Origin of the sequence: Mycobacterium sp. DL (assembly GCF_039729195.1) — a bacterium.
Classification (GTDB): domain Bacteria; phylum Actinomycetota; class Actinomycetes; order Mycobacteriales; family Mycobacteriaceae; genus Mycobacterium; species Mycobacterium hippocampi_A.
On sequence record NZ_CP155796.1, the window covers coordinates 3252969 to 3276787 of the forward strand.

Annotated in this window: 26 protein-coding genes and 2 pseudogenes; 11 read left to right on the forward strand and 17 right to left on the reverse strand. The window is 65.9% G+C overall.

Going from position 1 to position 23819, the window contains the following annotated elements:
• Positions 1–3: 3 nt before the first annotated feature.
• Positions 4–627, reverse strand: coding sequence for a YdcF family protein (locus ABDC78_RS15450; protein WP_178360253.1), 624 nt, complete (start codon positions 625–627; stop codon positions 4–6).
• Between the two features lie 122 nt (positions 628–749).
• Between ABDC78_RS15450 and ABDC78_RS15455 the strand changes: the two genes are divergently transcribed.
• Positions 750–1250 (forward strand): hypothetical protein, encoded by a 501-nt coding sequence (locus tag ABDC78_RS15455; protein ID WP_178360327.1) that lies wholly within the window; start codon positions 750–752, stop codon positions 1248–1250.
• Between the two features lie 44 nt (positions 1251–1294).
• Here ABDC78_RS15455 and ABDC78_RS15460 read toward each other — a convergent pair whose 3' ends face one another.
• A complete protein-coding gene (locus ABDC78_RS15460) occupies positions 1295–2047 on the reverse strand; it encodes an alpha/beta hydrolase (RefSeq protein ID WP_178360252.1) in 753 nt (250 codons plus the stop codon).
• Positions 2048–2156: 109 nt separating this feature from the next.
• Between ABDC78_RS15460 and ABDC78_RS15465 the strand changes: the two genes are divergently transcribed.
• A complete protein-coding gene (locus tag ABDC78_RS15465; RefSeq protein ID WP_178360251.1) occupies positions 2157–3038 on the forward strand; it encodes a TIGR03854 family LLM class F420-dependent oxidoreductase in 882 nt (293 codons plus the stop codon).
• On the opposite strand, the gene ABDC78_RS15470 is transcribed toward ABDC78_RS15465, so the two are convergent.
• The 3 genes from ABDC78_RS15470 to ABDC78_RS15480 are packed head-to-tail and all read right to left on the reverse strand — an operon-like array spanning position 3039 to position 6164.
• The gene (locus tag ABDC78_RS15470) at positions 3039–4595 is read right to left on the reverse strand and encodes a class I adenylate-forming enzyme family protein (RefSeq protein ID WP_178360250.1); all 1557 of its coding nucleotides are present in this window, start codon (positions 4593–4595) and stop codon (positions 3039–3041) included.
• 53 nt (positions 4596–4648) lie between these two features.
• Entirely contained in the window at positions 4649–5203 is a 555-nt protein-coding gene (locus ABDC78_RS15475) for a class I SAM-dependent methyltransferase (RefSeq protein WP_178360249.1), read from the reverse strand.
• Positions 5204–5213: 10 nt separating this feature from the next.
• Positions 5214–6164: a phosphotransferase gene (locus ABDC78_RS15480; RefSeq protein WP_178360248.1), complete on the reverse strand. Its 951-nt coding sequence runs from the start codon at positions 6162–6164 to the stop codon at positions 5214–5216.
• A 90-nt stretch (positions 6165–6254) separates the two neighbouring features.
• Here ABDC78_RS15480 and ABDC78_RS15485 point away from each other — a divergent pair, with 90 nt between their 5' ends.
• The gene (locus tag ABDC78_RS15485) at positions 6255–7589 is read left to right on the forward strand and encodes an NAD(P)/FAD-dependent oxidoreductase (RefSeq protein ID WP_178360247.1); all 1335 of its coding nucleotides are present in this window, start codon (positions 6255–6257) and stop codon (positions 7587–7589) included.
• A 26-nt stretch (positions 7590–7615) separates the two neighbouring features.
• Here ABDC78_RS15485 and ABDC78_RS15490 read toward each other — a convergent pair whose 3' ends face one another.
• On the reverse strand, positions 7616–7963 hold the full coding sequence (locus ABDC78_RS15490) for a DUF3253 domain-containing protein (RefSeq protein WP_178360246.1): 348 nt from the start codon (positions 7961–7963) through the stop codon (positions 7616–7618).
• Positions 7964–8035: 72 nt separating this feature from the next.
• Here ABDC78_RS15490 and ABDC78_RS15495 point away from each other — a divergent pair, with 72 nt between their 5' ends.
• Positions 8036–8335, forward strand: a complete 300-nt coding sequence (locus ABDC78_RS15495; protein WP_178360245.1) for a hypothetical protein — start codon at positions 8036–8038, stop codon at positions 8333–8335.
• A gap of 71 nt (positions 8336–8406) precedes the next feature.
• Here the strand turns inward: ABDC78_RS15495 and ABDC78_RS15500 are convergent, their stop codons facing one another.
• Complete coding sequence (locus ABDC78_RS15500; RefSeq protein ID WP_178360244.1) at positions 8407–9366, reverse strand: alpha/beta hydrolase family protein; 960 nt, start codon at positions 9364–9366, stop codon at positions 8407–8409.
• Positions 9367–9627: 261 nt separating this feature from the next.
• Positions 9628–9993 carry an RNA-binding S4 domain-containing protein gene (locus tag ABDC78_RS15505; RefSeq protein WP_178360243.1) on the reverse strand — a complete coding sequence of 122 codons (366 nt, stop codon included), beginning with the start codon at positions 9991–9993 and terminating at the stop codon, positions 9628–9630.
• Between the two features lie 95 nt (positions 9994–10088).
• Between ABDC78_RS15505 and ABDC78_RS15510 the strand changes: the two are divergent.
• The 3 genes and pseudogenes from ABDC78_RS15510 to ABDC78_RS15520 all read left to right on the forward strand — a co-directional run.
• Positions 10089–10349, forward strand: a pseudogene (locus ABDC78_RS15510) (metalloregulator ArsR/SmtB family transcription factor); the annotation flags it as partial.
• Positions 10350–10371: 22 nt separating this feature from the next.
• Positions 10372–10758: a VOC family protein gene (locus ABDC78_RS15515; protein ID WP_178360242.1), complete on the forward strand. Its 387-nt coding sequence runs from the start codon at positions 10372–10374 to the stop codon at positions 10756–10758.
• Positions 10759–11053: 295 nt separating this feature from the next.
• A complete protein-coding gene (locus tag ABDC78_RS15520) occupies positions 11054–12502 on the forward strand; it encodes a GntP family permease (RefSeq protein ID WP_178360241.1) in 1449 nt (482 codons plus the stop codon).
• Between the two features lie 4 nt (positions 12503–12506).
• Here ABDC78_RS15520 and ABDC78_RS15525 read toward each other — a convergent pair.
• Positions 12507–13231, reverse strand: a pseudogene (locus tag ABDC78_RS15525) (cutinase family protein).
• Between the two features lie 227 nt (positions 13232–13458).
• Between ABDC78_RS15525 and ABDC78_RS15530 the strand changes: the two are divergent.
• Positions 13459–14715 carry a GGDEF domain-containing protein gene (locus ABDC78_RS15530; protein ID WP_178360240.1) on the forward strand — a complete coding sequence of 419 codons (1257 nt, stop codon included), beginning with the start codon at positions 13459–13461 and terminating at the stop codon, positions 14713–14715.
• Between the two features lie 53 nt (positions 14716–14768).
• On the opposite strand, the gene ABDC78_RS15535 is transcribed toward ABDC78_RS15530, so the two are convergent.
• The 4 genes from ABDC78_RS15535 to ABDC78_RS15550 form a co-directional block, all read right to left on the reverse strand.
• Positions 14769–15593, reverse strand: coding sequence for a formate/nitrite transporter family protein (locus tag ABDC78_RS15535; protein WP_178360239.1), 825 nt, complete (start codon positions 15591–15593; stop codon positions 14769–14771).
• Between the two features lie 139 nt (positions 15594–15732).
• A complete protein-coding gene (locus ABDC78_RS15540; protein ID WP_178360238.1) occupies positions 15733–16392 on the reverse strand; it encodes an FKBP-type peptidyl-prolyl cis-trans isomerase in 660 nt (219 codons plus the stop codon).
• 28 nt (positions 16393–16420) lie between these two features.
• The gene (locus ABDC78_RS15545) at positions 16421–17287 is read right to left on the reverse strand and encodes an EamA family transporter (protein ID WP_178360237.1); all 867 of its coding nucleotides are present in this window, start codon (positions 17285–17287) and stop codon (positions 16421–16423) included.
• Between the two features lie 74 nt (positions 17288–17361).
• Positions 17362–18336: a helix-turn-helix transcriptional regulator gene (locus ABDC78_RS15550; protein WP_178360236.1), complete on the reverse strand. Its 975-nt coding sequence runs from the start codon at positions 18334–18336 to the stop codon at positions 17362–17364.
• A gap of 302 nt (positions 18337–18638) precedes the next feature.
• Here ABDC78_RS15550 and ABDC78_RS15555 point away from each other — a divergent pair, with 302 nt between their 5' ends.
• Positions 18639–19103 (forward strand): SRPBCC family protein, encoded by a 465-nt coding sequence (locus tag ABDC78_RS15555; RefSeq protein ID WP_178360235.1) that lies wholly within the window; start codon positions 18639–18641, stop codon positions 19101–19103.
• 44 nt (positions 19104–19147) lie between these two features.
• Here ABDC78_RS15555 and ABDC78_RS15560 read toward each other — a convergent pair whose 3' ends face one another.
• The 4 genes from ABDC78_RS15560 to ABDC78_RS15575 form a co-directional block, all read right to left on the reverse strand.
• A complete protein-coding gene (locus tag ABDC78_RS15560) occupies positions 19148–19669 on the reverse strand; it encodes a CIA30 family protein (protein ID WP_347133101.1) in 522 nt (173 codons plus the stop codon).
• Between the two features lie 137 nt (positions 19670–19806).
• Positions 19807–20277, reverse strand: a complete 471-nt coding sequence (locus tag ABDC78_RS15565; protein ID WP_178360233.1) for a DUF4174 domain-containing protein — start codon at positions 20275–20277, stop codon at positions 19807–19809.
• Between the two features lie 106 nt (positions 20278–20383).
• Positions 20384–21193 (reverse strand): LLM class F420-dependent oxidoreductase, encoded by an 810-nt coding sequence (locus ABDC78_RS15570; RefSeq protein ID WP_178360232.1) that lies wholly within the window; start codon positions 21191–21193, stop codon positions 20384–20386.
• Positions 21194–21286: 93 nt separating this feature from the next.
• Positions 21287–22972, reverse strand: coding sequence for a GMC family oxidoreductase N-terminal domain-containing protein (locus ABDC78_RS15575; RefSeq protein ID WP_178360326.1), 1686 nt, complete (start codon positions 22970–22972; stop codon positions 21287–21289).
• Positions 22973–23113: 141 nt separating this feature from the next.
• Here ABDC78_RS15575 and ABDC78_RS15580 point away from each other — a divergent pair, with 141 nt between their 5' ends.
• Together ABDC78_RS15580 and ABDC78_RS15585 are read left to right on the forward strand one after the other, a co-directional pair.
• On the forward strand, positions 23114–23350 hold the full coding sequence (locus tag ABDC78_RS15580) for a YlcI/YnfO family protein (protein ID WP_178360231.1): 237 nt from the start codon (positions 23114–23116) through the stop codon (positions 23348–23350).
• Positions 23347–23646, forward strand: coding sequence for a type II toxin-antitoxin system PemK/MazF family toxin (locus ABDC78_RS15585; RefSeq protein WP_178360230.1), 300 nt, complete (start codon positions 23347–23349; stop codon positions 23644–23646). Before ABDC78_RS15580 ends, ABDC78_RS15585 begins: the two co-directional genes overlap by 4 nt.
• Positions 23647–23819: the final 173 nt, after the last annotated feature.

Here is a 23819-nt window from a genome sequence, read left to right on the forward strand (position 1 = left end):
CCACTAGCTGATCGCGACGAACGGGCTGATCACGTCCCGGACGAACTGGGCGATGTTGATCGAGGGATTCTGGTCCGGAAAGCTCACCGTCGCCAGCACATTGCCTCCGGCATCGGCGAAGTTCCCGTCGGCACGGTCCTGATGCGACGACGAGGTCACCAGGATGATCCCCGAGGTATCCGCCTGCTTGGCCAGCGGCACCGAGAAGGCGGCGTTCTGCACGGTGCTGTTCGCCCGCTCCTCAAGGATGATCCGCTCGCGAGGAGTTCCGTAGAGCCGCAGCATCTTGCCCATCTGCTCGGCTTCGGTGTTTCCGTTGCGGGGGTTGCCGCCGGTCACGATGATCGGCGCCTGCGGGAACATCTGCGCGACAGCCAGACCCGCGAGAACCCGGGTGTGCAGGATCAGGCGCATCGTGCCGTCCGGTTTGAGTCCGTAGCCGAGGATGACGATCGCCGGCTTGGAGAAATCTTTGGCCACCAGTTGCGGTGGCGCGGCCTGGGCGGTGCCCGCCGAAGCACCGCCGAGGACCAGAGCTGTGGTCAGCGTCAGCGCCGTCAGCAGGGCGGCGACAACCGCACGGCACGAGGCTGCGACACCGCGCCGCCGCAGAGAAGTTTCAGTCATCGTCAATTTCATCGCCACAACCCGTCAAGTCATTACGGTCCGGTCTCGAAGCGTGAACGATGCAGTGTTCATCGATCGTCGGAGTACCCGTGATCAGCCCGGACGTGGTCTGGTGGAAGGTGATGTCCACCTCCCGCAAGATCCCTCGCCGCGCCGCTGTGACCACCGTCGTCTGTTCCGCGCTCCTCGTCGTCTCGGCACCGTCGGCGACATCGGCGCCCCCCTTCGACAGTCAGGGATACCTCGACTCGACTGCGCGATGCACGTCGCCGGACACAGTGGTCGTGTTCGGCAGCACGGAGAGCTCGCGGGTGGCGATCTGCCAGAGCTCAGACGGTGATCTCCAGTACCGGGGCGTCCGGGTGCGCGATGGCGCCAGGCTCATCAGACCCGCAACACGGTCCTCGGACGGTGCCTTCACCGCCACCAACGACGGAATCGACTACATGGTGACGTCGACGGCTCTGGTGATCAGTGCCGGAGAGCGCGTGATCCGCGACGAGACGATGACCGACTTCCACCGATCGGGTGGTACCGCGACGCCGAGCCGGGCGCCCGCCGCGACCCCGACCCCGACGACGCCCTTGCCTCCGCCACTGCCGGCGGAGGAAGGCGGCAGCTGAGCGACTCGGGTTCGGACTCCGGCAGCGACGACTGATCGACAGAGTCAGAGGTACGGGTCGGCCCAGGCGCTGATGATCCGGGCCGCCCGTGCCGCCTGATTCTTCTCGGTGAGCAGGTGGTCGGCACCCTCGAGCGACACGAAGCTGCGGGGGTGCCTGGCAGCCCGGAAGATCTCGCTGGCGTTGGCGATGCCGACGGTGTTGTCGGTGGGCGAATGCATGACGAGCAGGGCGCGGCGCAGGGTCTTGATCCGCTCACGCAGGTCGGCAGCCCGGACATCCTCGATGAAGTGTCGTCGCAGCGTGAGGGCCTTGCCGCCGATCATGAACTGCGCCTCGCCCTCCGCTTCGATCCGGTGCAGGAGAGCGTCGTAGGTGTGTTCCACGTGGGCGGGTTCATAGGGTGCGCCGACGCTGGCGACCGCGGCCACCGTCGGGCAGTCGTGCGCGGCGGCGATCACCGCGGCGCCGCCGAAGGAGTGCCCGACGAGAAGACGGACCTCACGGCCCGAATCGTTCATGAACTGCACGGCGCGCGCGGTGTCGGCCACCTTGTGGGAGAACGACCCGTCACCCCAGTCACCTGCGGACTGGCCCAGTCCCAGGTTGTCGAAACGCAGCATGCCGATACCGTCGACGGCGAGTTGCTTGCACATCCTGCTCGCGGCGGGGCAGTCCTTGCCGAGGGTGAACCCGTGGGCGAACACCCCCCATCCACGGACGTCGCCCTCGGGAGGATCGACCAGACCCGCCAGTGCCGGACCACTGCTGCTGGGGAACGTGATGCGCTCTGCCACGTGCGACATCCTTTCACCGCCGGGCGCAGACGGCCGGACGGCGGGCGCAGGGCACAAAAGGCGTCCGGTGGGCGTTGGCCAGAGGCAGAGGCCAGATCAGGAGACAGACGTGAAGATTCGGTTCGGAGTCAGCCTCGGTGCGGACGTCGCCCCCGACGCGCTGCCCGGGGTGGTCGATCACCTGGAGAGCACCGGCATCGACTCGCTGTGGTTCTCCGAACTCGTCTACTCGCCGGCGGTCGATCCCTTCGTCGGCATGGCCTATGCGTTGGCGCGGACCACGAAGCTGAAGGTCGGCACCTCGGTGGCGGTGCTGCCCGGCCGCCACCCGGTGCTGGTCGCCAAACAGCTGGCTTCCCTCGCGGCGCTCGCACCGAAGAGGGTCCTTCCGGTTTTCGGGTTACGTTCGGCCATGCCCGCCGAACGCGACCTCTTCGAGGTTCCCGACGGGCAGCCCGCGGCGGTGTTCGACGAATCACTGAAACTGCTGCGCACCGTTCTGCGGGACGACAAGGTGACCTACGAAGGCCCGTTCTTCACGGTCCGCGATGTTGAGATCCTCCCAAAAACAGCAGCGCCACTGGATATCTGGCTCGGGGGTGCGACCTCGGCCGGGTTCCGGCGCATCGGTGCGTACGGCGACGGCTGGCTGGGCAGCTTCCTGACTCCCGCCGAGGCCGGGCAGGCGCGACTCGAGATCGGCGCCGCTGCAGAGGCGCAAGGTCGCACGGTGCCGGCGGATCATTTCGGAATCAATCTGGCTGTCGGTGACGGCGACCTGCCTGAGCCGGTGCTCGCCGCCATTCGGCGGCGGCGACCCGATCTCGACCCGGCAGAACTCGTGGCCGGCAACTGGCCGCAGCTGCACCGCCAGCTCGACGACTACATCGACGCGGGACTGACGAAGTTCGTGATCCGGCCGGCGGGCGGGGTCAGCAGCACGGCCTTCCTCGAGTCTTTCGTGGAGGAACTGCTCCCTCGACAGAATTGATCATGACGTGTGGTCACCCGCCCGCGCGTCGATGACCCACGAGCGCACTGCTTTTCGGTCGAGTTTGCCGCTGGCCAGGATCGGGATCTGCGCACTGGTCACGAGCACCCAACGAGTCGGCACCTTGTAGGACGACAGCGCATCACGCGTTCGGCGGGCGACCGAATCCACATCGACGTCCTCGATCGCGGGGACCAACACAGCGCAGACCTCCTCGCCGCGCTCGGGATGATCGATGCCGACCACCACACACTGCGCCACGTCGTCGAAGCCCTCGATCACCGCCTCCACCTCCAGCGGTGAGACGTTGGCTCCCGAGGTCTTGATGAGATCGCCGGTACGGCCCACGTAGAACAGCCGCGGGTCGCCGACTCGGCGATACACCCGGTCTGCGGTGTGGTACCACCCGTCGGAATCAAAGGTGTCGCTGCGTTCGCGCTTGTTGTATCCCGCCATCACGCCGATGCCGCGGACCAGAAGCTCACCGACGGTGCCGTCGTCGACCGGGACACCGCTGTCGTCGACGATCTTCATCTCCGTGAAGGCGAAGCCCCCCGCCGTCTCCGACATGGTGCGGTGGATGGGAAACCCGTCGGGCACATCGGTCATGGCGAGATCCAGCGGCCCGTCGCGCAACATCGGTGCGCTGGACAGGTCGCGGTCGGCGAAGCTCGGGTGCTCGCGCATCCGCTGAGTCAACGCAGGCCATCCCACGATCCCGGTGGCCCGCTCGGATTCTGCGAGTGCGAGCGCGGTTCCGGCATCCATTTTGGGCATCGTGAGCAGGGTGACGGGTTCGTGCAACGCACCCGTGGCGGCCAGCACGCCGCCGATCCAGAAGAACGGCATCGCGCACAGGATCACCGGCATCGCCTGCGAACCGGTGATGGCTCGAATCGCCCCGGGCCACGTCGACGTCTGCCGGACCAGGGTGCCGTGGGTGTGCAGGACACCTTTGGGATCGGCGGTCGATCCCGAGGTGTGCACCATGATCGCGAGATCGGCGGGCGAGACTTCGGCTTCCGCGGAGGCCAGGATGCCGGCGGGTACGCAGTCTGCGTCGTCGGCACTGTGACGGCTCGCCCACATCGGCAGACCGTCGCCACAGAGGACTATGCAGCGCAGGAACGGCGCCGCGGACAACACCAACCGCTCAGCGGTGTGCCCGGACAACTCGGGGAAGGCCGCTTCGAGCCGTTCTGCCACCTCGATGTCCAACACCCGGCTGGGTGCCACCAGGACTGCGATGTCGGCCAGCCTGACGACCTTGGCGATCTCGGCGGGGCGATACAGCGTGCTCAGGGGGACCGCGACCGCGCCGATCCGGGACACAGCGAGCCACCAGGTCACCCACTCGGCGCCGTTGGCGAAGAACACCCCGACGCGGGTCCCCTTCCCGACTCCCTGAGCGAGCAACCATCGCGCGAGTTCACCGGAGCGGGTGTCAGCTTGCGAATACGAGAGCCGATCGTCGGGGGACACCAGATAGGTGCGCTCGCCGAACTCCCGCACACTGTGCGCGAGGAGCGCCGGCAGAGTCAGAGGCGGTGCAGACACAGAACGATCTTGCCTGATCGCCGGTGCGAGGGTCCTCCGTGAGGGTTGAGCCATCACGGACCCAGGCGGCGGGCCAGCAGCCACGCCTCACCGTTGCCTTCCCGCTCCGCGATCATGTCCAGGTCATTGAATGCCCGCCTCAACTCACCCGCCTTCGCGCGGAAACGTCCTGGTGCAGCACCGACTTCGCTGAGGGCGCTGATCGCGAGGAGCCCGCCGTCGATGAGCCGCGCGACGATGGCCCGGTCCAGGCGACGATCTCGAAATCTGTTGCAGATCACCACGTCCACCCGAGGTCCTGCGGGGAGACCGTCATCGAGATCAACCCGCTCGAAGCGGCAGAGCGAAGCCACCCCGCATCGCTCTGAGAGTTCCCGGGCCTGCGTGATCGCCACCGCGGACACGTCGTATCCCCGGACCTCCAGTCCACGCTGAGCCAACCACACCGCGACCCCGCCGGACCCACACCCGAGATCCAGTGCGCGCCCAGCGTCGGGGAACTTGTCACAGTACGGCTGAAACGCGCTGGGCAGTGCGACGTCATCGGTGGACCCCACGTCGCGGTCTGCGTAGCGCCGATCCCAGCGGACACGATCCTCGTCGGACACGGCGTCCAGGCTAGGCCCGGATTCTCTCCGCGATCGACGGCGCGGCCCGCCACTGGTCGACGACCGGCTTCAACGCCTCCTCCAACATCGGCAGCTGCGGCGCCAACGCCAGACAGGCGAGCGCCGCCAACATGCCGGCTGCCTCGGTGACCCGCAGCAGTTGCGGGTCCAGTGGGCGCAACCCGAGCCGCACCGCGGCCTCGCCGTACGCGGCGATTCCGTCGTCACCTGCCATCGCGAGGTCCGACTCGGCCGGACCCGCTGTGACGAGTTCGAAATCGGACCACACCTCGCCTTCTGCGGTGCAGATGAGGTTGTAGAACGGGGCATCGCCATGGATCGTCTGGACGCCTGCCCCGGGGAACGCCTCGGTGAAACTTCTGCGCGACGCGAGCAGGGGAGCGAGCACCAACCATTCCTGTTGTGCCCGTTCGTAATCGACAGCGCTCAGCAGATCCGGGCGCTCTTCGAGATCGCGCAGACCGTCGGGGATGTAGTCGTTGAACGGCGTCCAGAATCCCAGTCGGGTGTCGTCGAAGTCGCAGAGCGCGGCGTGCAGCCGCGCTGTCGTCTCGAAGCGGCGTCCCACGCTGAGTTCGACGTCCGGATCCTCCTCCACATAGTTCCAGAACGTCATCGAAAAACCCTCGTGCCGAACGGGTTCGCGTGGCACCAGCGGACTGGGTGCCACCACAGGATGGCCGCGATCAGCAAGCCATCCCGCCACCGAGAGCTCCGCACGCTGCTGAGCCACCTGCCGTGCGGGCGATGCGGAGTAGGAGCGGGGGAGCACGGTCGGCACCCGCACCACCACGGGTGCGGGGGCCAGGTGGACGATCACCGAGAACACGTCGTAGAGCACCCGTGGGTGTGTCACGCGTAGCCCGAGATGGCGGCCCGCGGCCGCTGCGGCGTCCACGGCGCGGGCTGTTCGCTGCGCGATCTGGTCAGAGGTCAGCATCAGCACGAGTATCGACGGCGGCAGATGATCCGTCGAGCAGATTTTGGCCGCAGCCACCGCCCGGTGCGTCGGCGACTACCGTCGAGTCTCATGACCGACCACCGCACCAGGGTGCTGATCATCGGAGGCGGCTTCGGTGGCTTGTTCTGTGCGAAAGGGTTGGGGGGCGCTGACGTCGACGTCACCCTGATCGATCGCTCGGCCGGCCACCTGTTCCAGCCGCTGCTCTACCAGTGCGCCACAGGCACACTCAGCATCGGACACATCAGCCGGCCGCTGCGGGAGGAGTTCGCCGGCCACCGCAACATCACCACCCTGCTCGGCGAAGCGCTCGAACTCGACCCAGACTCGCGGCGGGTGACCGCGCGCCGACCCGACGAATCCACGTTCACGGTCGACTATGACGTGCTCGTGGTGGCAGCAGGGATGCGGCAGTCCTATTTCCGCAATCCGCAGTTCGAGCAGTGGGCACCCGGGATGAAGACCCTCGACGACGCACTGAACATTCGCCAGCGCCTGTTCACGGCATTCGAGATCGCCGAGACGCTGCCATCCGGTCCCGACCGCGATGCCTGGCTCACCTTCGCCGTCGCCGGCGGCGGTCCCACCGGAGTCGAACTGGCCGGCCAGATCCGGGAGATGGCGACGCGGACGTTGGCCAACGAGTTCCACAGCATCGAACCCGAGGATGCCAGGGTGTTGCTGTTCGACGGCGGGGACCGCGTGTTGAAGAGCTTCGCGCCGGAGTTGGCGGATCGAGCTGCCGGGACCCTGCAGCGGCTGGGGGTGGAGTTGCGACTCGGTGTGCACGTCACCGATGTACGCCGGGAAGGCGTGACCGTCACGCCCAAGGCCGGCGGCCCGGAGGAGCAGTACGCTGCACGCACGGTGCTCTGGACTGCAGGGGTCGAAGCCGTACCCTTTGCCCGGCACCTGGCCGAGGTTGTCGGGGCCCCATCGGACAGGTCCGGCCGGATCGAGGTCGAACCCGACCTCTCGGTCGCCGGCCACCCTGAGATCTTCGTGATCGGCGATCTCGTCGGGCGCGACGATCTACCGGGTGTCGCCGAGAACGCGATGCAGGGCGGGTTGCATGTCGCGTCGTGCATCCGCCGCGAACTCACCGGGAAACCCCGCCGGCGGTACCGCTACCGCGATCTGGGTTCCGCGGCCTACATCTCGCGGGGCAACGCACTGTTGCAGGTCGGCCCGATCCGGATCGCCGGCTTCCCGGGATGGCTGGGGTGGGGCTTCATTCACATCGCCGCGCTCACCGGGGTACGCAACCGTGCCAGCACCGTCGCCACCTGGATGGCGACCATCGGCCGTTCGAGCCGTTACCACCGCGCGTTCATGCTCGGTGACAGTCATGCCACCTCCGATCAGCGCTACACCTGGTCGACGTGCACCGAGGAACCGTCCTAGCGGGTTGGTGGACCTGCCACCGGGTGTCAGCGCGCGCGGCGGGTGACGCGGATCCGGATCGGGCCGCGCCACTCGCCGTCAGGATCTACAGCGCGGCCGCCCTGCGTGATCTCGACCTCGCCGGACCTGGCCAACTCCCGTGCCACCTCCCGGGCACTGTCCATCAACTCGCGCCAGTTCTCACCGCCGACGATCCGCGCCGCATCCGACGGGCAGGTGCTGCTGCCCGGACCACGATGTATCGCCAGCGCGCGAACGGCCGCCGCCAGTCTCTGCCCGATCGGACCGTCGCCCAGGGCGAGGCGGGCATCGGCGGCCCCGGCGCCGGCGGCGTCGACGATCCGACTCAGTTCGTTGCGCACTTGCTGACCCATCTGCCCAGTCAAAGGCATCGACGACCCAAACGGGCCGCGATGGCGGCGCGTCCCAGAACTAAGCTCTGCCCAATGGGCGAGTTGCCGACCACCGAAGACGGACATCACGTGGTCATCGACGGGCGCCGCTGGCGGGCCACCGACCCGTCGATACCCGAAGACCGGCGAGCTGAACTCACCCGAATCCTGATGGCGTGGCGCCGAGAAGTGCGTCGTACCAAGGGGACCGACGGCGAGTCGACTGCTCGCGCCGGGGTGGATGCTGCCAAGGTCGCACTGGGCGAGCGCGGCCAGCCTCCGTGGTGGGAGCAGACTGCTGCGCAGCGTCGGGCCCGGTGGCAGACCCATGTCGCCGCGCCGGACGGGACCTGAGCCGGGGGCGGTCACAACCAAGCGGACCGGAGCGCGGAGGTTCCCCGCGCTCCGGCCCTGTCACCTGTGGATCAGACGCCCAGCGTGCGCTGGATGTCCGGCTTCATGGCGTTGAGCTGCGACCCCCAGTAACCCCACCCGTGGGTGCCGTTGGGCGGGAAGTTGAACGTGGCGTTGCTCCCACCGTCAGCCAGGTAGGCGTCCTGGAACGCTCGGTTGCTGTCCTGAGTGATGCTTTCGAGGATCTGACCGGGAAGATCGCCGCCACCGCCGAGATCGCCGGGCCTGCCGTTACCGGTGTACACCCAGATACGGGTGCCATTGGCCACCAGTCGGCCTGCCTGCAGAGTCGGATCGTTGCGCTGCCATGCCGGACCGCCGCCGGGACCCCACATCGCGGACGCATCGAAGCCACCTGCGTCCCGCATCGCGAAGCCGACCAGCGTCGGCCAGATGCCCTCGGACAGGTTCAAGAACCCCGACAGCGATCCCGCATAGCTGAACAGCCCGGGGTGATAGGCGGCCAGGATCAGCGCGGCACTACCTGCCATCGACAGACCTACGACCGCGTTGCCGCTGGTCGAGATTCCCTTGTTGGCCGCCAGGTACGCCGGCAGTTCAGAGGTCAGGAACGTCTCCCACTGGTAGCTCTGAGTGCGGCCGTTGCCGACCGCGGGGTTCTGCCAGTTGGTGTAGAAGCTCGACATGCCGCCGACGGGCATCACGACCGACAGGCCGGACTCGAAATAGTCCTCGAACGCCGTGGTCTCGATGTCCCAGCCGCTGTTGTCATCACGGGCCCGCAGACCGTCGAGCAGGTACACCGCCTTCGGCCCACCACCCTGGAATCTGACCATGACGTCACGGCCCATCGCCGCCGAGGGCACCATCAGCGTCTCCACCGGCAGGCCCGGCCGCGAGTACGCCCCGGCGGTCGCCGATCCGCCGCCGACGGTGATCAAGCCCGCCAGCAGCAGGGCCGCCAAGGCGCCGGCTTGCAGCCGACGCCCCACACTGTGCACGAATTTCATTGATTCTGCCGTTCTCTCTGGACGCGTAAGGAGGCGCCGTTTCTCACGAAAAGGTATGCGGCCCAGCAGGTCGTTCACTGGATCGGATGCAACTGCTTCGCATCCACCGCAACGCGAGCGGTCCACCGCCGCAGCGGTGCCACGTCGGTTAGTTCGTCATGTGACGATTCGCCGTTACGGTCGGCACCGCGTACGGGCACCTCGGTCACATCTTCGTAAGAAGTTCTGCGGCCCCGATTGGTCGCTGCGCGGTCGCGGAGTTCACCGCTGCGCTGCACGCCATTTGTCCAGGACCCGCCGATCACGCTTGGTCGGCCTGCCCGCGCCCCGATCTCGTGCGGCCACCGGAACGGACGAGGTCGGTGGAGGCGCGGGGGTGCGATCCAGATAGCAGGTGACGGCATCGGCGGCGCCCACCCGCTTGTGGATCACCCGGACGACCTGGACGATCCGTGTCACCTCACCCACCCGGGCACGCACCTCGTCGCCGGGGGAGACCGTCGTCGCCGGTTTCGCCGGGCGATCGTTGACCCGCACGTGACCACCCCGGCACGCGGATGCCGCGTCGGGCCTGGTTTTTGTCAGCCGTACCGCCCACAGCCACCGATCCACGCGGGTCGACTCCATGCACCCATCATGGACCGGCGGTCGGCCTCCCGACACTGGGTCCACCGCGGCCGGAATCCTTGACAGGCAAGTAGCCACTTGCCTAATGTCATCGCGTGGGAGACGTCTTCAAGGCCTTGGCCGATCCCACCCGTCGCACCATCCTCGACGAACTGACCGAGCGCAGCGGGCAGACGCTGTTCGAGATCTGCGCGCGCCTGGCGACCAAACACGGCCTCGGGTCGTCGCGACAGGCGGTCTCGCAGCACCTCGATGTCCTCGAAGCCGCCGGCCTCGTCGAGACCCGCCGTGAGGGTCGATACAAATTCCACTACGTCAACACCGCGCCACTCGTGCCGATCGTTCGGAGGTGGCTCAAAGATCCGGGGGAGAACCACCGTGAGAATCAATCTGACCAGTGTGTTCGTCGACAACCAGGACAGGGCGCTGCAGTTCTACACGGAGGTACTGGGTTTCCTGCCGAAGCATGACGTTCCGGTGGGTGAGCATCGGTGGATCACGGTGGTGTCGCCGGAGGATCCGGAGGGCACCGAACTCGTCCTCGAGCCCGACGAACACCCAGCCGCCAGACCCTTCAAGGAGGCTCTGGTGGCCGACGGGATTCCCGCCACCGCATTCACGGTCTCCGACGTCCATGCCGAGTACCAGCGACTGCGCGATCTCGGGGTGGCCTTCACCCAGGAGCCCACGGCAATGGGCCCGGTGTCCACCGCGGTTCTAGACGACACATGTGGCAATCTCATCCAGATCCAACAGGTCACGTAGGTCCCCGCGACCGGCACTCGCGTCATTCATCGTGCCTTACCTGCCACTTCGGCCAGATAAGACCTGCTTTTTGCCCCTAGACCTTGTATTCGTATGCTTTTTAGGTCATTCTATGTGACACCAAGCACAATGGAGCAGGTACAGGGAACGGCGTCACCCATCGTCGCCACGGATATATCAGCGCCGTTGTCGATCACATCGCGATCGAACGGGGGACTGATGAACCGTCAGAACCGCCTACTTCAGGGTCGTGAAACGTCCGGAACTGGCCGGGCACTGACAGTTTGGAGCCCTCGTGGAAGCAATTGATCCGGCATACGGGACCACCACCCTGCTCTTGATCGCCGCCGCGGCGGTCGCCGTGTTGCTGTTCCTCATCATCAAAGTGAACATGCACGCCTTTGTCGCGCTGGTGCTGGTGAGCGTGCTGACGGCACTGGCCGCCGGCATCCCCGTCGCCGACGTGCCCAGCGCCATATCCTTCGGCTTCTCGAACACGATCGGCTCTGTGGCGCTGTTGGTGGGCTTCGGTGTGATGATCGGCCGCCTCCTCGAACTCACCGGCGGCGCCCAGGTACTTGCCGACACACTGATCAGCAGATTCGGCGAGAAACGCGCACCCCTCGCGCTCGGCGTGGCCGCGCTGCTCTTCGGCTTCCCGATCTTCTTCGATGCCGGGCTTGTCGTGTTCCTGCCGATCATCATGACGGTCGCACGGCGCTTCGGCGGATCGCTGCTGCTGTACGGACTGCCGGCCGCCGGCGCCTTCGCGGCCATGCACGCGATCGTGCCGCCCCATCCCGGACCTGTCGCCGCAGCCGAAGCATTCGGCGCGAACATCGGGCTGACGCTGCTCATCGGCGTCCCGGTCGCGGTGCTGTCCTGGTACGTCGGCGTGCTGCTCGTCTCGCAGTACATCGGCCGGCGAGTGCACGTCGACGTCCCCGAGGCGTTGTTCGGTGAGATGAACGGTGGCCGCGAGATCACCCGTGCCGACGACTCCGCCACAGGGGGCACTACTGATCAGGACTCCGCAGCGGGAAGCACCCTGACCCGTTCGGCACCGGCGTTTTCGACCGTGCTCGGCGTGCTGCTGCTGCCGTTCGTGTTGATCTCGTTCAACACCGTGCTCAGCACGCTCACCACCGCCGGTGTCATCGCCGAAGGCGCGACGTGGGCGGAATACCTGATGCTGCTCGGAAACACCAGTGTCGCACTGCTCATCACGGTGATCGTGGCCACGCTCGTGCTGGGGCTGCGGGAGCACTCGATGGCCGACGTGAGCACCATCTTCGACAAGGCGCTCGGCCCGGTCTGCTCGGTCATCCTGATCACCGGCGCCGGCGGAATGTTCGGCGGGGTACTGCGTTTGAGCGGCATCGGCGGCGCACTGAGCGATTCCCTGTCAGGACTGGGCATGTCGCTGATCGTGCAGGCCTTCCTCATCGCCACGTTGCTTCGTGTCGCGCAGGGCTCCGCCACCGTGGCGATCACCACGACCGCGGGTCTGATCAGCGCCGCCGCTCTCGAGGCTGACCTCAGCAGCATTCAGCTCTCGCTGCTGGTGTTCGCGATCGCCGCAGGCGCGACCGTCCTCTCCCACGTCAACGACTCGGGATTCTGGCTCGTCAGCCGCTTCTTCGGCATGGATGTGAAGACGACCCTGAAGACCTGGACGGTCATGGAGACCACGCTCGGTGTCACCGCGTTCCTCATCTCGCTGGCCTTGTGGATGGTGGTGTGACCGGTCAGTCGGTGGTGTGCGCGGCGGCTGACGTCACAGCGTCGACCGTGAAAGCGGCGGCCTGGTCGGCCATCCCGTTGTCCTTGTAGGCGCTGTGGGCGGCACGGTCGAAGCCACCAGGAAGCAGACCGGGTCCCCGGGAGCACACAACTGAATCGTCTTGGCCGAGTAGAGCTGTCCCACCGTGACCGGTGGCGCGTTGTGGTCGACCAGATTCAGGAACCAGTTGTCGGGAGTACCGAACAGCGCCACCGCCGCGACGTGGGGGGCGATCGACGGCGGCAACGGCCCGAGTCCGGCAGGCAGCGCGAGACCGGGGGGAACTGCGTCGAACGTGGTGTAGGCGGCCACCGCAGCACCCTGCGAGTAGCCGCCCAGCACGATCTTGGTGTCCGGGCAGGACGCCGCGATCGACTCGATCTTGTTGCCCGCGTCCACGATCCCGCCGGTGGCGGCTTGAAAGTCCAGCGACGCGGGATACTCGACCGGATCGACGGCGACGGGGTCGCCTTCCAGACGGGTGTTGAGCGCGTCGACGAAGGCCTGCCCCGTCGCGCCGATACCGGGTGCCTCATTGGTGCCGCGCGCGAACACCACTGCGACAGGTGAGCACGACGGGTCAGGGGCGGCCGAGGCCACCCCCGCCGCCTGCGGTCCCAGCACCGCAGCGGCACAAACGACCGTGGCGGCGATACGACCTGGCAGCCGCGATCGGTGGGTACTCTGCATCGTGGTGCTGGCGTCCATGGTCGTGTGCTCCTGAGCGAAGAGGGATGAGCGGGTGCCATCAGAATCCCGTGGCCGGCGCCGCATCACATCGACGCTGGCGGCCAATGACATGTACCGGCTAGCAGGTAGGGCTCAGAGGCGATGATCGAGGCGGTGATTGGCGTCGAACGACGACGATCATCGACTGTAGGCTCGGTTGACCGGATGGCGGAACTGGGGGTGTGGCAGTGGCGTCAGGTGATCAACCCGCAGAGGACGTTCAGTGGTCGCGTTCGCTGTTGGATCGACTGCCCAGCCTTATCGGTTACTGGGATCGCGAACAGCGCAACGTATTCGCCAACGACGCCTACATCGAGTACTGGGGAACGACCCCTGAGCAAGTCGCGGGCCGCCACATGCGCGACGTTCTCGGCGAGGACATCTACGAACTCAACGTCTCCTACATTCGTGCCGCCTTAGCGGGTCGGGAGCAGTCGTTCAGCCGAACCCTGATCGACAGCAAGGGGGCGACACGTCATGCGCAGGTGACCTACATTCCGAACTCGGTCAACGGTCGTATCGACGGCTTCTACGCCGTGGTCACCGATGTGACAGCACGGGTCGAAGCAGAGCAGACCGGCGCCGAGGCCCTCCGCAGGTTCGAGGCCATGGTGGCCAATGCGCCTTTCGGCAAGGCCATGCTTGACACCAATGGTGTTCTATTGCATGTCAATCCGGCCTTGTGCACAGCACTCGGCCACCCAGCCGAGCATGTGGTCGGGGAGAATTACCGCCGGCTGGTCCATCCCGACGACATCTGTGAGTCGGAGGCCGACTTCGAGCTGTTGGTCAGCGGCGCGCAGACGAAGGTGTCCGCGGAGCGCCGGTACATGCGCGTCGACGGATCCTTCGTCTGGATGCTCTGCACCGCCGTACTCGTCCGCGGGGCGGGCGGCGCAGAGGACATGGTGGTCGCGCAGTACGACGACATCACCACCCGCCGGCACACCGCGGCCGAACTCGCCCGCATGGCGATCACCGATCCACTCACCGGCCTGCACAACCGTCGCGCCTTCGATGACTGGATCAGCAGACAACGCGGCAGCCGCCCCACGGGGTCGATCGGGATCATCTACGTCGACCTCGACGAATTCAAGATCATCAACGACACCCACGGACATGCGACCGGTGATGCCATCCTCGCCGAAGCCGCGCGGAGCCTGAGCCGCGTCGTCGACGCACCGAGCACGACCTATCGCCTCGGTGGTGACGAGTTCATCGTGCTCGTGCCGGATCCCGATGCGTCCAATCTCGCCGAACTGGCGGAGACCATCACCCGCGCACTGACGGGTCGCTACGGCGACTCGGTGCAGGTGTCGCTGACCGCGTCCGTCGGATGGACCCACGGGCCGATGAACGACTTCGACGAACTGCTTCGCGGAGCCGACGCCAAGATGTATCACCGCAAGAGCCTACGAACACAGCACCGCCAGTCGATCCCGTGACCGCGGGCGCTTTCAGCGCTGTGCCACAATCCATTTCACGCCGACTTGCGGTGTCACGCCCCCTCGGCTTCGGCGTCGCTGCGCTCTTCCTGCAGACGATCTTTCGAGCGCACCAGGCGCAGGAGTGTCACCAGGATCAACCCGCCGGCGATGTTGCCCGCCAGGGTGTAGCCGAACCAACCCAGCCAATCGACATATCCGAACGGCGCGTCACCGGTGAACAACGCGCCGAAGATCAACAGCGAGTCCAGGATCGAATGGAACATCTGCAGCCCGGCGAGCAGGAACGCTCCGGCTACGGCTGCGGCGATCTTGCCGGGCACGGAGTCGGTGCCGTGCTGCATGCGGGTCATCAGCGTGATCACCATGCCGCCGAGCAGTGCCAGCGACATCGTTTCCACTGACACAGGGGCTGCGGCGAAGTGTGATGCCGACTCGACGGTCTGCTCGCGCAGCTTCGGGAAGGCCCCCATGATCAGCCACATGATGACCCAGCCGCCCGCGAGGTTGGCGGCGAGGGTGCCGCTCCACAGCTTGAGCAGCTGGCCGAAGCTGGCTCGCTTGGCGGCCACCGCGGTCACCGGCACCAGAAAGCCTTCGGTGAACAATTCGCTGCGGCCCAGAAGGAGCGCGAGGAAGCCGATCGAGAACGCCAAGCCGGCAAGCAGTTGATTGCCGGTGGCATGCAGCACGGAGAGGTAGGCGAGCACGCCCATCGCCACCTCGGTACCGCCGAAGAAGCCGGTGACAAGCACCTCGTGCCAGCTCCGGTGCAGACGTTGGGCGCCCTCGGTGACGGTCCTGTTGAAGGTCTCCTCGAGCTCGTCTTCGATCGGGCTGTCGGACTCGCCGAGTTGGCGCTGACTGGTCTTGCTCACGTCGAATCCTCAACTGCCGACAACGGGTGGACCTGGGGGAGTACCCGCCCTCCGTCAGTCGAAGCCGATGCCACCTGCGTGATTGATCTCGCACGGCGCCGCTGTGTGAAATGCAGGAGATCTCAGCGGGCAGCTGGTGTCAGGTCGAAGCGTCGAGAATCTTGATCGCAAAAACGAGGGTGTCGCCCTGTTCGATGCCCGCACTGGGCTGACCCTCGGCGTAGCCGTCGGCGGAGGTCATCGCCACGGCGACCTCGGACCCCACCGTCTGTCCCGCAATGGCTTTCTGGAATCCCGCGATGACCCCGTCTAACGGGAAGTCGATCGGGGCGCCTTGGTCGTAGGTGCTGTCGAAGACTGTGCCGTCACGTCCGTTGACGCCCATGTAGCAGACCAGAACCGTGGCGTTGTCCGCGACGACCGGCCCGTCACCGGCCTGCAACGTGTGCACCTCGGTGGCGGTCACGCTGAAGGGGGCCTCCACGTCGACCCGCGGCGAGGCGGTGTCGGTGGGTCCGGTGACCGACACGCTGCCGGTAGCGCCGGGCAGCGTCCATTCCGCTGCGCCCTCGGTGGAAGGCCTTTCGGTCGGGCACGGGCTGGGCGCGGCGGGCGCGGTCGGCGCCATGTCGCTTTCGGGAGGGAAGAATTCGAGGGCCTCGGATGACGACGTGGCGCCGTCGGATGCAGCCTCGGTGTCGGTGTCCGAGCCGCAGGCCGAAACGGCCAGGACGACGGAGGCGGCACAGGCCACCAGAGTCAAGGGAGCACGTACGCGAGAAGATGCCACGCTCGCCACGCTACAGTGACCGCAGCCCCCTTCGAGCTCAGCCCACCTCGAGCGGCACTGCCATCTCCCGACCACCGCCTCGCGCCGCGCCGATGCCGGCCGCCACCACCGCCGCGATGCCGAGTATGCCGGCGATCCCCGGAGCCTGATCGAGCAGCAGGAAACCGACAAGGAGCGCGAAGGCGGGCTCCAGGCTCATCAGCGTGCCGAACGCCGCGGTGGTCAACCTGCGTAATGCCAAGAGCTCCAACACATATGGCACCACAGGCAGCAGGATCGCCATCCCCAGGCCGAAGAGCAGCACCTGGGGAGTGATCCGCTCGAACACCGCCGTGCTCACGAAGAAGCTGGAGACCACACCCGCGATCGGCATCGACACCGCAAGCCCGTTGACTCCCGCCACCTCATCCCCAACGCGCTGCGTGAGCAGTATGTAGACAGCCCAGCAGATTCCGGCTGATACCGCCAGAAACGCGCCCTTGGGATCGATGCCGCCGCTGAACGGCTGACTCAACAACACCACGCCGAGCGCCGCGAGCCCCGGCCACAAGAACCGGCGAGGCCCTTTGCCGTGCAGCACCGCGATGGCCAGCGGACCCAAGAACTCCAGTGCCGTGGCGGTACCGAGAGCAAGACGGTCCAGCGAAGCCATGAACAGCAGCGAGATCGCCGCCGTGACGCATCCCAGGGCCACGCACATGCCGAAGGTCTGCCAGGTGAATGCCGAGGGCCGCGGCCGCACCACCACGAGGAGCAGTGCTCCCGCCCAGGCCAGTCGAAGCCATGCTGTGCCATCGGATCCGATCTGGTCGATGAGGCCGATGGCCACGACCATGCCCATCTGGACTGACACCTGCGCGGCGATGGCCATCGTGACGCCCCCGCGCGCCTGCTCTGCACTCACTCGTGCATTTGACGGGATGGTGGCCGGTCATGTCTGCCGAATGGCACGGAATGACACCAGAGCGCCGCCGACACCTATTGATTCAGTGTGCTTTCGGGCGTGAACCCATAGGCCTTGTAGTAGGCGGATCGGAATCGGCGAAGATTCCAGAAGCCCCACTCGTTGGCGATTTCGGCCACGGTGCACTCGTCGGGAGCGGCCTTCGAAAGATCCTGGTGCACGTAGGTCAACCGCACTCGTTGGAGGTGACGCGTGGCGGTGCAGTCCCGGTGTCTGCGGAACGCGGTCTCCAACGCCCGCGTGGAGATGCGCGCCGCCTGCGCGATGTCGGCCGGCGAAATGTCTCTGTGGGCGTTGTCCTCGATGAACGCCGTGGCTCGGCGAAGCGCTTCGTGATTGTCGACGTCGCCGCCCGGCGACGGCGCAGCAACCGTCGTGTGAGGGAACGCCGCGAGCATGCTGGAGGCCAGATACCGGGTGACGCCGCTGTAGACGAGAGGTTGTTGAGCGGCGAAGAGGTTGCCCAGCAGGCCGTGGCGGATGTGGTCGATCACATCGACCAGATGCTGGTTGGCCGCCGGGGACACCGGTGTGGAACTGCTCAATCGAACGGGCTCGCCGTCGGAGTCGTCACCGGCGACCTCCGCCAGCGCACGACGCGGCACGTTGAGCATGTGGTAGCGCGCTTGTTGCAGCCGTCCCCGCAGGGGGCGGCCCTCGACGGCACCGAACGCAACGACTGCGCCGGTTCCGTGACGTCGTGCGGGGTCGCGAAGCGGAGTCTCCTCGAGCACACCGGAGTGCACCCGGCACAACAGAATGTGTTCGGGTGCCTCCATCTGGTAGCTCATGTCGTAGCTGTACTCCGCGTCGTCGACGTTGAGCGCTCCGATATTGCTCCGCCATACACGCGTGCGGGTGGGCGCATTGGCATCCGACTTCTGGATGCGGATCGCCCCGAAGGCGGCACCGATCTGCTCTTCGACCTGCCCGACTTCATCCGCATCGATCAAAAAGCCACCGGCCAGGGGCTTCGGCGTGTCCTGCATGAGTCACCTACCGGGTTGAACTGCCTGCCAGGGAGCCACTCTACGACCACAGACGCAGGAAGCCGGCAACTACCGCGACATCCCCGGCGCGTCCGCGCCGCCGATCAAGATCTCTGCTAGACAGCCGATGACGGCACTCGTCTCACAAATGACCCGCAGCACGAGCAACCACGTAGCGCAGTCACCCCGGACGGCGCCCGGGAACAGGCGGTGACGGTCAGTAATCCCAGGTGGCGACGACCCATGGGTCGAGACTCCGCGCTTTGGTTTAACACCCTCGTCATGTGGGGCACTGTGAGGGGATGAGCGACAACACAAAGATCACTGTCGAACGAACCATCGACGCGCCAGTCGACGCGGTATTTGAGATCCTCTCCAATCCCCAGCGGCACCAGGAGCTTGACGGCTCCGGATTCATCCGCAGCGTCGACCACGCCGATCGCATCCAGAAGGTGGGGGAGGTGTTCACGATGAACATGCAGGGTGAACACATGGGTGGCGAGTACAAGACCGACAACCACGTGTCCGGGTTTGCAAAGGACAAGCTGCTCGCCTGGAAGACCGCGCCCGCAGGCACTGAGCCTCCCGGATGGGAGTGGCTGTGGGAGTTGGAATCTCAGGGACCCAACGAGACGTTGGTCCGCCACACCTACGATTGGTCGAAGGTCACCGACAAGAAGCTGCTCGAGAAGGTGAAGTTTCCTCTGGTCAGCAAGGATGAGTTGTCCGATACCCTCGCGCGCCTGGCGACCGCGACTTCTGCCTGACGTACTCATTGTCGGAGCGCGGTCGCGCGCAGGGCCCAGCGCCCTCAGACTGTGGCGTCGATGGCGCTGACAGTGATTTCGAAGGGGCCCTGCTGTTGGTCGAGGATGTAGATCGAAACCTGGTTGATGCGTGAGGGGTCCAGGGTCTGCGGAGCGTCAGGTGCGGGATCGAGGCGCATACCTACAGGCTGGAAGCCCTCGATGGGTAGATCGTAGATCCGCTGGACGGCAGCCTGAGTGGGGAAACGCTGGATGTAGGACCATGGCTGCCCCTCAGACCCCACCTTCAACACGTAGGTCTTGCCGTCGCCCAGAGCGTGCACGCGGAGCGACTTCGCGCCTGTCGCTCTCCGCCCGAGATCGGGGTTCTGCGGACCGCGGGCCGAGGCGAACCCTCCGTTGTTCTCCAGCGAGATGTCACCCGCGAACACGAGGCCACCGTCACCGAGCGTGACGTTCGAGGTGGACAGACCGCCCATGACGGGGTCATTGACCGTGCTCCAGGTGGCCACCTCGCCGGCGACGTCGAGGTCGACGAGAACGACTGCCGGCGAGCGAGGAGTCACCGGAGTGTTCGTCGTCTCGTCTGCGTTGGCGGATCGCCCCGCGCTGCCGCACGACACAACCAGGAGCGCCGAGCATGCCAGCAGGATGCCGAATCGCCTGCGCCGGTAAATGTATCGGCGTCGTGCTTGTCCTGCCATCAACAGCCGCTCGGATTGGTACTCATCTCGCCGCTTCGCATCGGCATGCCGTCGACCACCGCATAAATCGTTCGAAGATCCGGCACTTCGTTGACACGCAGTTTCTCGCCACCGTCTTTTCCGATCAACAGCACGCTGAAAGCGTTTTCACTGATCGCATACTGGTTCGCCAACCGTTGTGACTCGTCGGCGTTGATGACCTGGCCGTCGAGTGTGCTCGTGCCCTCCGTCACCACGAGGCCGATCACCATGTCGCGATCGACGAACTCGCATCGGCTGGCCTCGATTCGGCTCAGCGTTTCGACAAGCCTTGGATCGCGGTCCGCAGGCGCGAATACGAGTAAGGGACGATGTTCCCAGAGGTGGTCACTGAGTTCGGCAGCCACGGCGGTAGCCGACCCGAACGCAGCGCTCGCCAACAGAACAATCAGCATGAGCACCGATCGGTAAGCCCTGCGCGTCGTTGGCATCGTAATTCTCTACTCTACCGACTTGTGCCGCCAGCTTCCGACCCGAAGTTGAGATCGGCGGCATGAGCACCCGCGTCCTTGCTCCCGTCCACCGGCTTGATCGTGGTCACCCGTTGTCTCGCCACGTGAGCACCTGCTTGAGCGACGTGACGTCGTAACCGTTGTCGGCGGTGAGTTCGGTCTGGAACAACGTCACTCCGACCTCGCGGAAGGCGTCGGCGCTGTCGGCATTCTCCCAGAGCGTCGAGCGTTCGATATCGGAGCCGTTGCGGCCGAACGTTTCTGCCAGCTCATCGACGAGGTCGCTGGACCTGCGGAAGGCGTCTAGATCTTGAAACGCGTGCCAGATGTCGGCGTGCCGGGCAACGGCGGGAAGAGAGCGCTTGGGCCCCGTGCCTCCGATGAGGATCGGTAGCTTGCGCACGGGCGGCGGAATCAGTGCTGCGAGCCGGTTCTCGATGCGAATCAGGCTTTCGTCGAACAGATCGAAGCGGGAACCGAAGGTACCGAAGTCGTAACCGTAAGTGGTGTAGTCTTTTTCGTACCAACCCGCACCGAGTCCGAGGATGAGCCGGCCGCCGCTGATGTGGTCGACGGTGCGCGCCATGTCGGCGAGCAGGTCCGGATTGCGGTAGCCGACTCCGGTGACGAGGAGCCCGATCTCGGCGTGTGAGGTGATCTCGCCCCAGGACGCGAGCGCGGTCCACCCCTCGAAGTTGGCGACGTCGGGCTGGTCGTCGAACATCACGGGCTTGCCGTCGACAATGCCCTCCATCGCCGGGCGGTGGAAGTGGTCGTAGCCGAAGATCACGTCGACGCCGAGATCGTCGGCGGCCAGTACGGCATCGCGCCACGTGCGGTAATCGGGCGCGCCGCCGGGCTGGATCTGTACGGCGACGCGGATGGGACGGGTCATGGAAGCTCCTGAGTCGGGGGGAGAGGCGACTCTTGAGCCAAGTTCACCGGTACGGGGTTTATTCCGGATCGGCACGTCTCGGCATCGACCGGGTCATCCCAGGATCGCCCGAGCTGCGCGCTCGGCGATCAGCATCACCGGCGCGTTGGTGTTCCCGGACGTGATGGTGGGCATCGCCGATGCGTCAACCACTCGAAGGCCGGCGACCCGGTACACGCGACAGTCCGTGTCGAGCACCGTAGTGGCCGAGCGTGGCACACCGCGCGGGTCAAAGGCTCCCATCGTGCAGGTGCCCACCGGATGGAAGATCGTGGTACCGAGTTCACTGGCCGCCCGCTGGAGATCTTCGTCGCTCACCAATTGCGTTCCGGGAAACAACTCTTCGGGGCAGTAGCGGGCCAGGGATGGCGCTGCCATGATCTGCCGGGTCATCCTCAAGCCCCGCACGGCGGTGTCGCGATCGGCGTCAGTGGACAGGTAGTTGCAGGAGATCGTCGGGTAGGTCAGCGGATCTGCACCTGCTATGCGCACGTGGCCACGCGAGCTGGGTCGGAGATTGCACACCGAGGGTGTGATCGCTCCGAAAGAATGCAGAGGTTGGCCGAACTTGGCCAGCGACAAGGGCTGCACATGCCACTCGAGATCGGGACTGGCCAGTGCGGGTTCGCTTTTGGCGAAAGCGCCCAGCGTGGAGGGCGGCATGGTCATGGGTCCTGATCGCATCAGCAGGTATTGAAGTCCCATGCCTGCACGGGTGATCCAATTGCGGTACAGGGTGTTGACGGTACGGGCGCCCCGCACCTGGTAGACCGTTCGCAGCTGCAAGTGGTCCTGGAGGTTCTCACCCACTCCGGGCAGATCGACGGCCACCGGCACGTGCTGCTGGGTGAGTAGCCCGGCCGGGCCCAGACCCGAAACCTGCATGAGCTGCGGCGACCCGATCGCTCCGGCGCTCAGGATCACCTCCCGCCGGGCCCGGACGTCGATGGTGCGACCGTCCTTGAGCAGCCGCACACCGGTAGCGCGGTGCGCAGCTGTGGTCCAGGCACCGCGACGCTGGTCGTCGCGGACCTGGTCGTCCATCAGCAGCTGCAGGGCCTGGGTGTCGGTATAGACGGTGAGATTGGGTCGGTGGGCGACGGGATGCAGGAACGCATCGGCCATTGACCAGCGACGGCCGCGCCGTTGGTTGACGTGAAAATACGCACTTCCGGCGTTGTCTCCGCGGTTGAACTCGTCGATCGGGGCTATGCCCACCTCGGCAGCGGCGGCCTGCCAGGCATCCAAGATCTTCCAGCGCACCCGCGGCCGTTCGACGGCGATCTCACCACCGGCACCGTGCCACTCGTCGGCACCGCCGAAGTAGTCTTCCAGTTCTTTGTAGATCGCCAGGGTCTCGCCGGCACCGTCCGCGCCACCCCAGAGCCAGCGATCGTCACCGGTGGCCTGCGCCCACAGGTCGTAGTCGCTGGCTTGGCCACGCATATGGATCATGGCGTTGATCGACGAGGAACCGCCGATCACTCGGCCCCGCGCGTAATGAATGCTGCGGTCGGCCAGACCTGGGTCGGGCTCGGTGGTGAAGCACCAGTCGGTGCGGGGGCTGGCAATGGTGTACAGGTAGCCCACCGGGATCTTGATCCAGAACCAGTTGTCGTTGCCGCCGGCCTCAACCAAGAGCACACGGTGAGCAGGGTCGGCGCTCAGCCGGTTGGCGAGCAGGCAACCCGCACTGCCCGCTCCCACGATGATGAAGTCGAAGTCGACGACGGGGTTCATTTCCGGCACCGGGGGAGAGTAAAGCTTCGGAGCAACCAATGGTCGCGAAAAAGGACGCATGATCGTCCCGATCTATGCCGATCTGTGCACGAACGGCTTTCGCTGGTAGCATTTCGCATCCCATATCGGTACCATCGCGCCATGAGCAAACAGATCGCCGTACGGCTTCCGGACGAGGTCGTCGATTTCATCGACAGGCAAGTAGACCAGCGGCACGTCGAGAGCCGCGCATCATTTGTACTCCAAGCGCTCCAACGTGAGCGACGCCGGCTGATCGCTGCGCGCGACGCGGCTATTCTGGCCGAGCAGACCACCGACGACGATGACTTCGATGCGCTCGCTGCACATACGTCTACCCTCGAATTGGATATCGATTGAGACCAATTCATGTGGCCCAACTCGACAAGGCTCGGCCCGTTCTGATCCTGACCCGGGAACTCGTGCGGCCTCACCTGACCAGAGTCACGGTCGCACCAATCACCGGAACAGTTCGCGGCCTGTCGACCGAGGTTCCAGTGGGTGTGCGAAACGGGCTCGAGAAAGATTCCGCCGTCAGCATCGACAACATTGTCACGATCCCGGTCGCGGCGCTGGGGCGCCAGATCGGGTTCTTTCTTCCTGATCAAGAGGAATCACTGACAACGGCGATTCAGCACGCCTTCGATCTCGACTGACAGGCAGGGACGTTTTCTGTGCAGGGATGCGACGCCGCCCGCAAGGATCAGTGACCTTCCAGCAGAGAACGCGACTGCGGCGGCGAAGAGGTGGTCCGCTTCGAAAGCTCTTGGGAAAGTGGTGAAATACGGCGTGTTCTCGGCCGCGATGGACCTCGACGGAGTCGGCGTCC

Bases quoted from the DNA above. Each gene is read 5' to 3' on its own strand.
- ABDC78_RS15450 (WP_178360253.1), bottom strand. From the start codon at position 627: ATGACTGAAACTTCTCTGCGGCGGCGCGGTGTCGCAGCCTCGTGCCGT.
- ABDC78_RS15455 (WP_178360327.1), top strand. From the start codon at position 750: ATGTCCACCTCCCGCAAGATCCCTCGCCGCGCCGCTGTGACCACCGTC.
- ABDC78_RS15480 (WP_178360248.1), bottom strand. From the start codon at position 6,164: ATGCTGACCTCTGACCAGATCGCGCAGCGAACAGCCCGCGCCGTGGAC.
- ABDC78_RS15485 (WP_178360247.1), top strand. From the start codon at position 6,255: ATGACCGACCACCGCACCAGGGTGCTGATCATCGGAGGCGGCTTCGGT.
- ABDC78_RS15490 (WP_178360246.1), bottom strand. From the start codon at position 7,963: ATGGGTCAGCAAGTGCGCAACGAACTGAGTCGGATCGTCGACGCCGCC.
- ABDC78_RS15495 (WP_178360245.1), top strand. From the start codon at position 8,036: ATGGGCGAGTTGCCGACCACCGAAGACGGACATCACGTGGTCATCGAC.
- ABDC78_RS15500 (WP_178360244.1), bottom strand. From the start codon at position 9,366: ATGAAATTCGTGCACAGTGTGGGGCGTCGGCTGCAAGCCGGCGCCTTG.
- ABDC78_RS15505 (WP_178360243.1), bottom strand. From the start codon at position 9,993: ATGGAGTCGACCCGCGTGGATCGGTGGCTGTGGGCGGTACGGCTGACA.
- ABDC78_RS15550 (WP_178360236.1), bottom strand. From the start codon at position 18,336: ATGCAGGACACGCCGAAGCCCCTGGCCGGTGGCTTTTTGATCGATGCG.
- ABDC78_RS15555 (WP_178360235.1), top strand. From the start codon at position 18,639: ATGAGCGACAACACAAAGATCACTGTCGAACGAACCATCGACGCGCCA.
- ABDC78_RS15565 (WP_178360233.1), bottom strand. From the start codon at position 20,277: ATGCCAACGACGCGCAGGGCTTACCGATCGGTGCTCATGCTGATTGTT.
- ABDC78_RS15570 (WP_178360232.1), bottom strand. From the start codon at position 21,193: ATGACCCGTCCCATCCGCGTCGCCGTACAGATCCAGCCCGGCGGCGCG.
- ABDC78_RS15575 (WP_178360326.1), bottom strand. From the start codon at position 22,972: ATGAACCCCGTCGTCGACTTCGACTTCATCATCGTGGGAGCGGGCAGT.
- ABDC78_RS15580 (WP_178360231.1), top strand. From the start codon at position 23,114: ATGAGCAAACAGATCGCCGTACGGCTTCCGGACGAGGTCGTCGATTTC.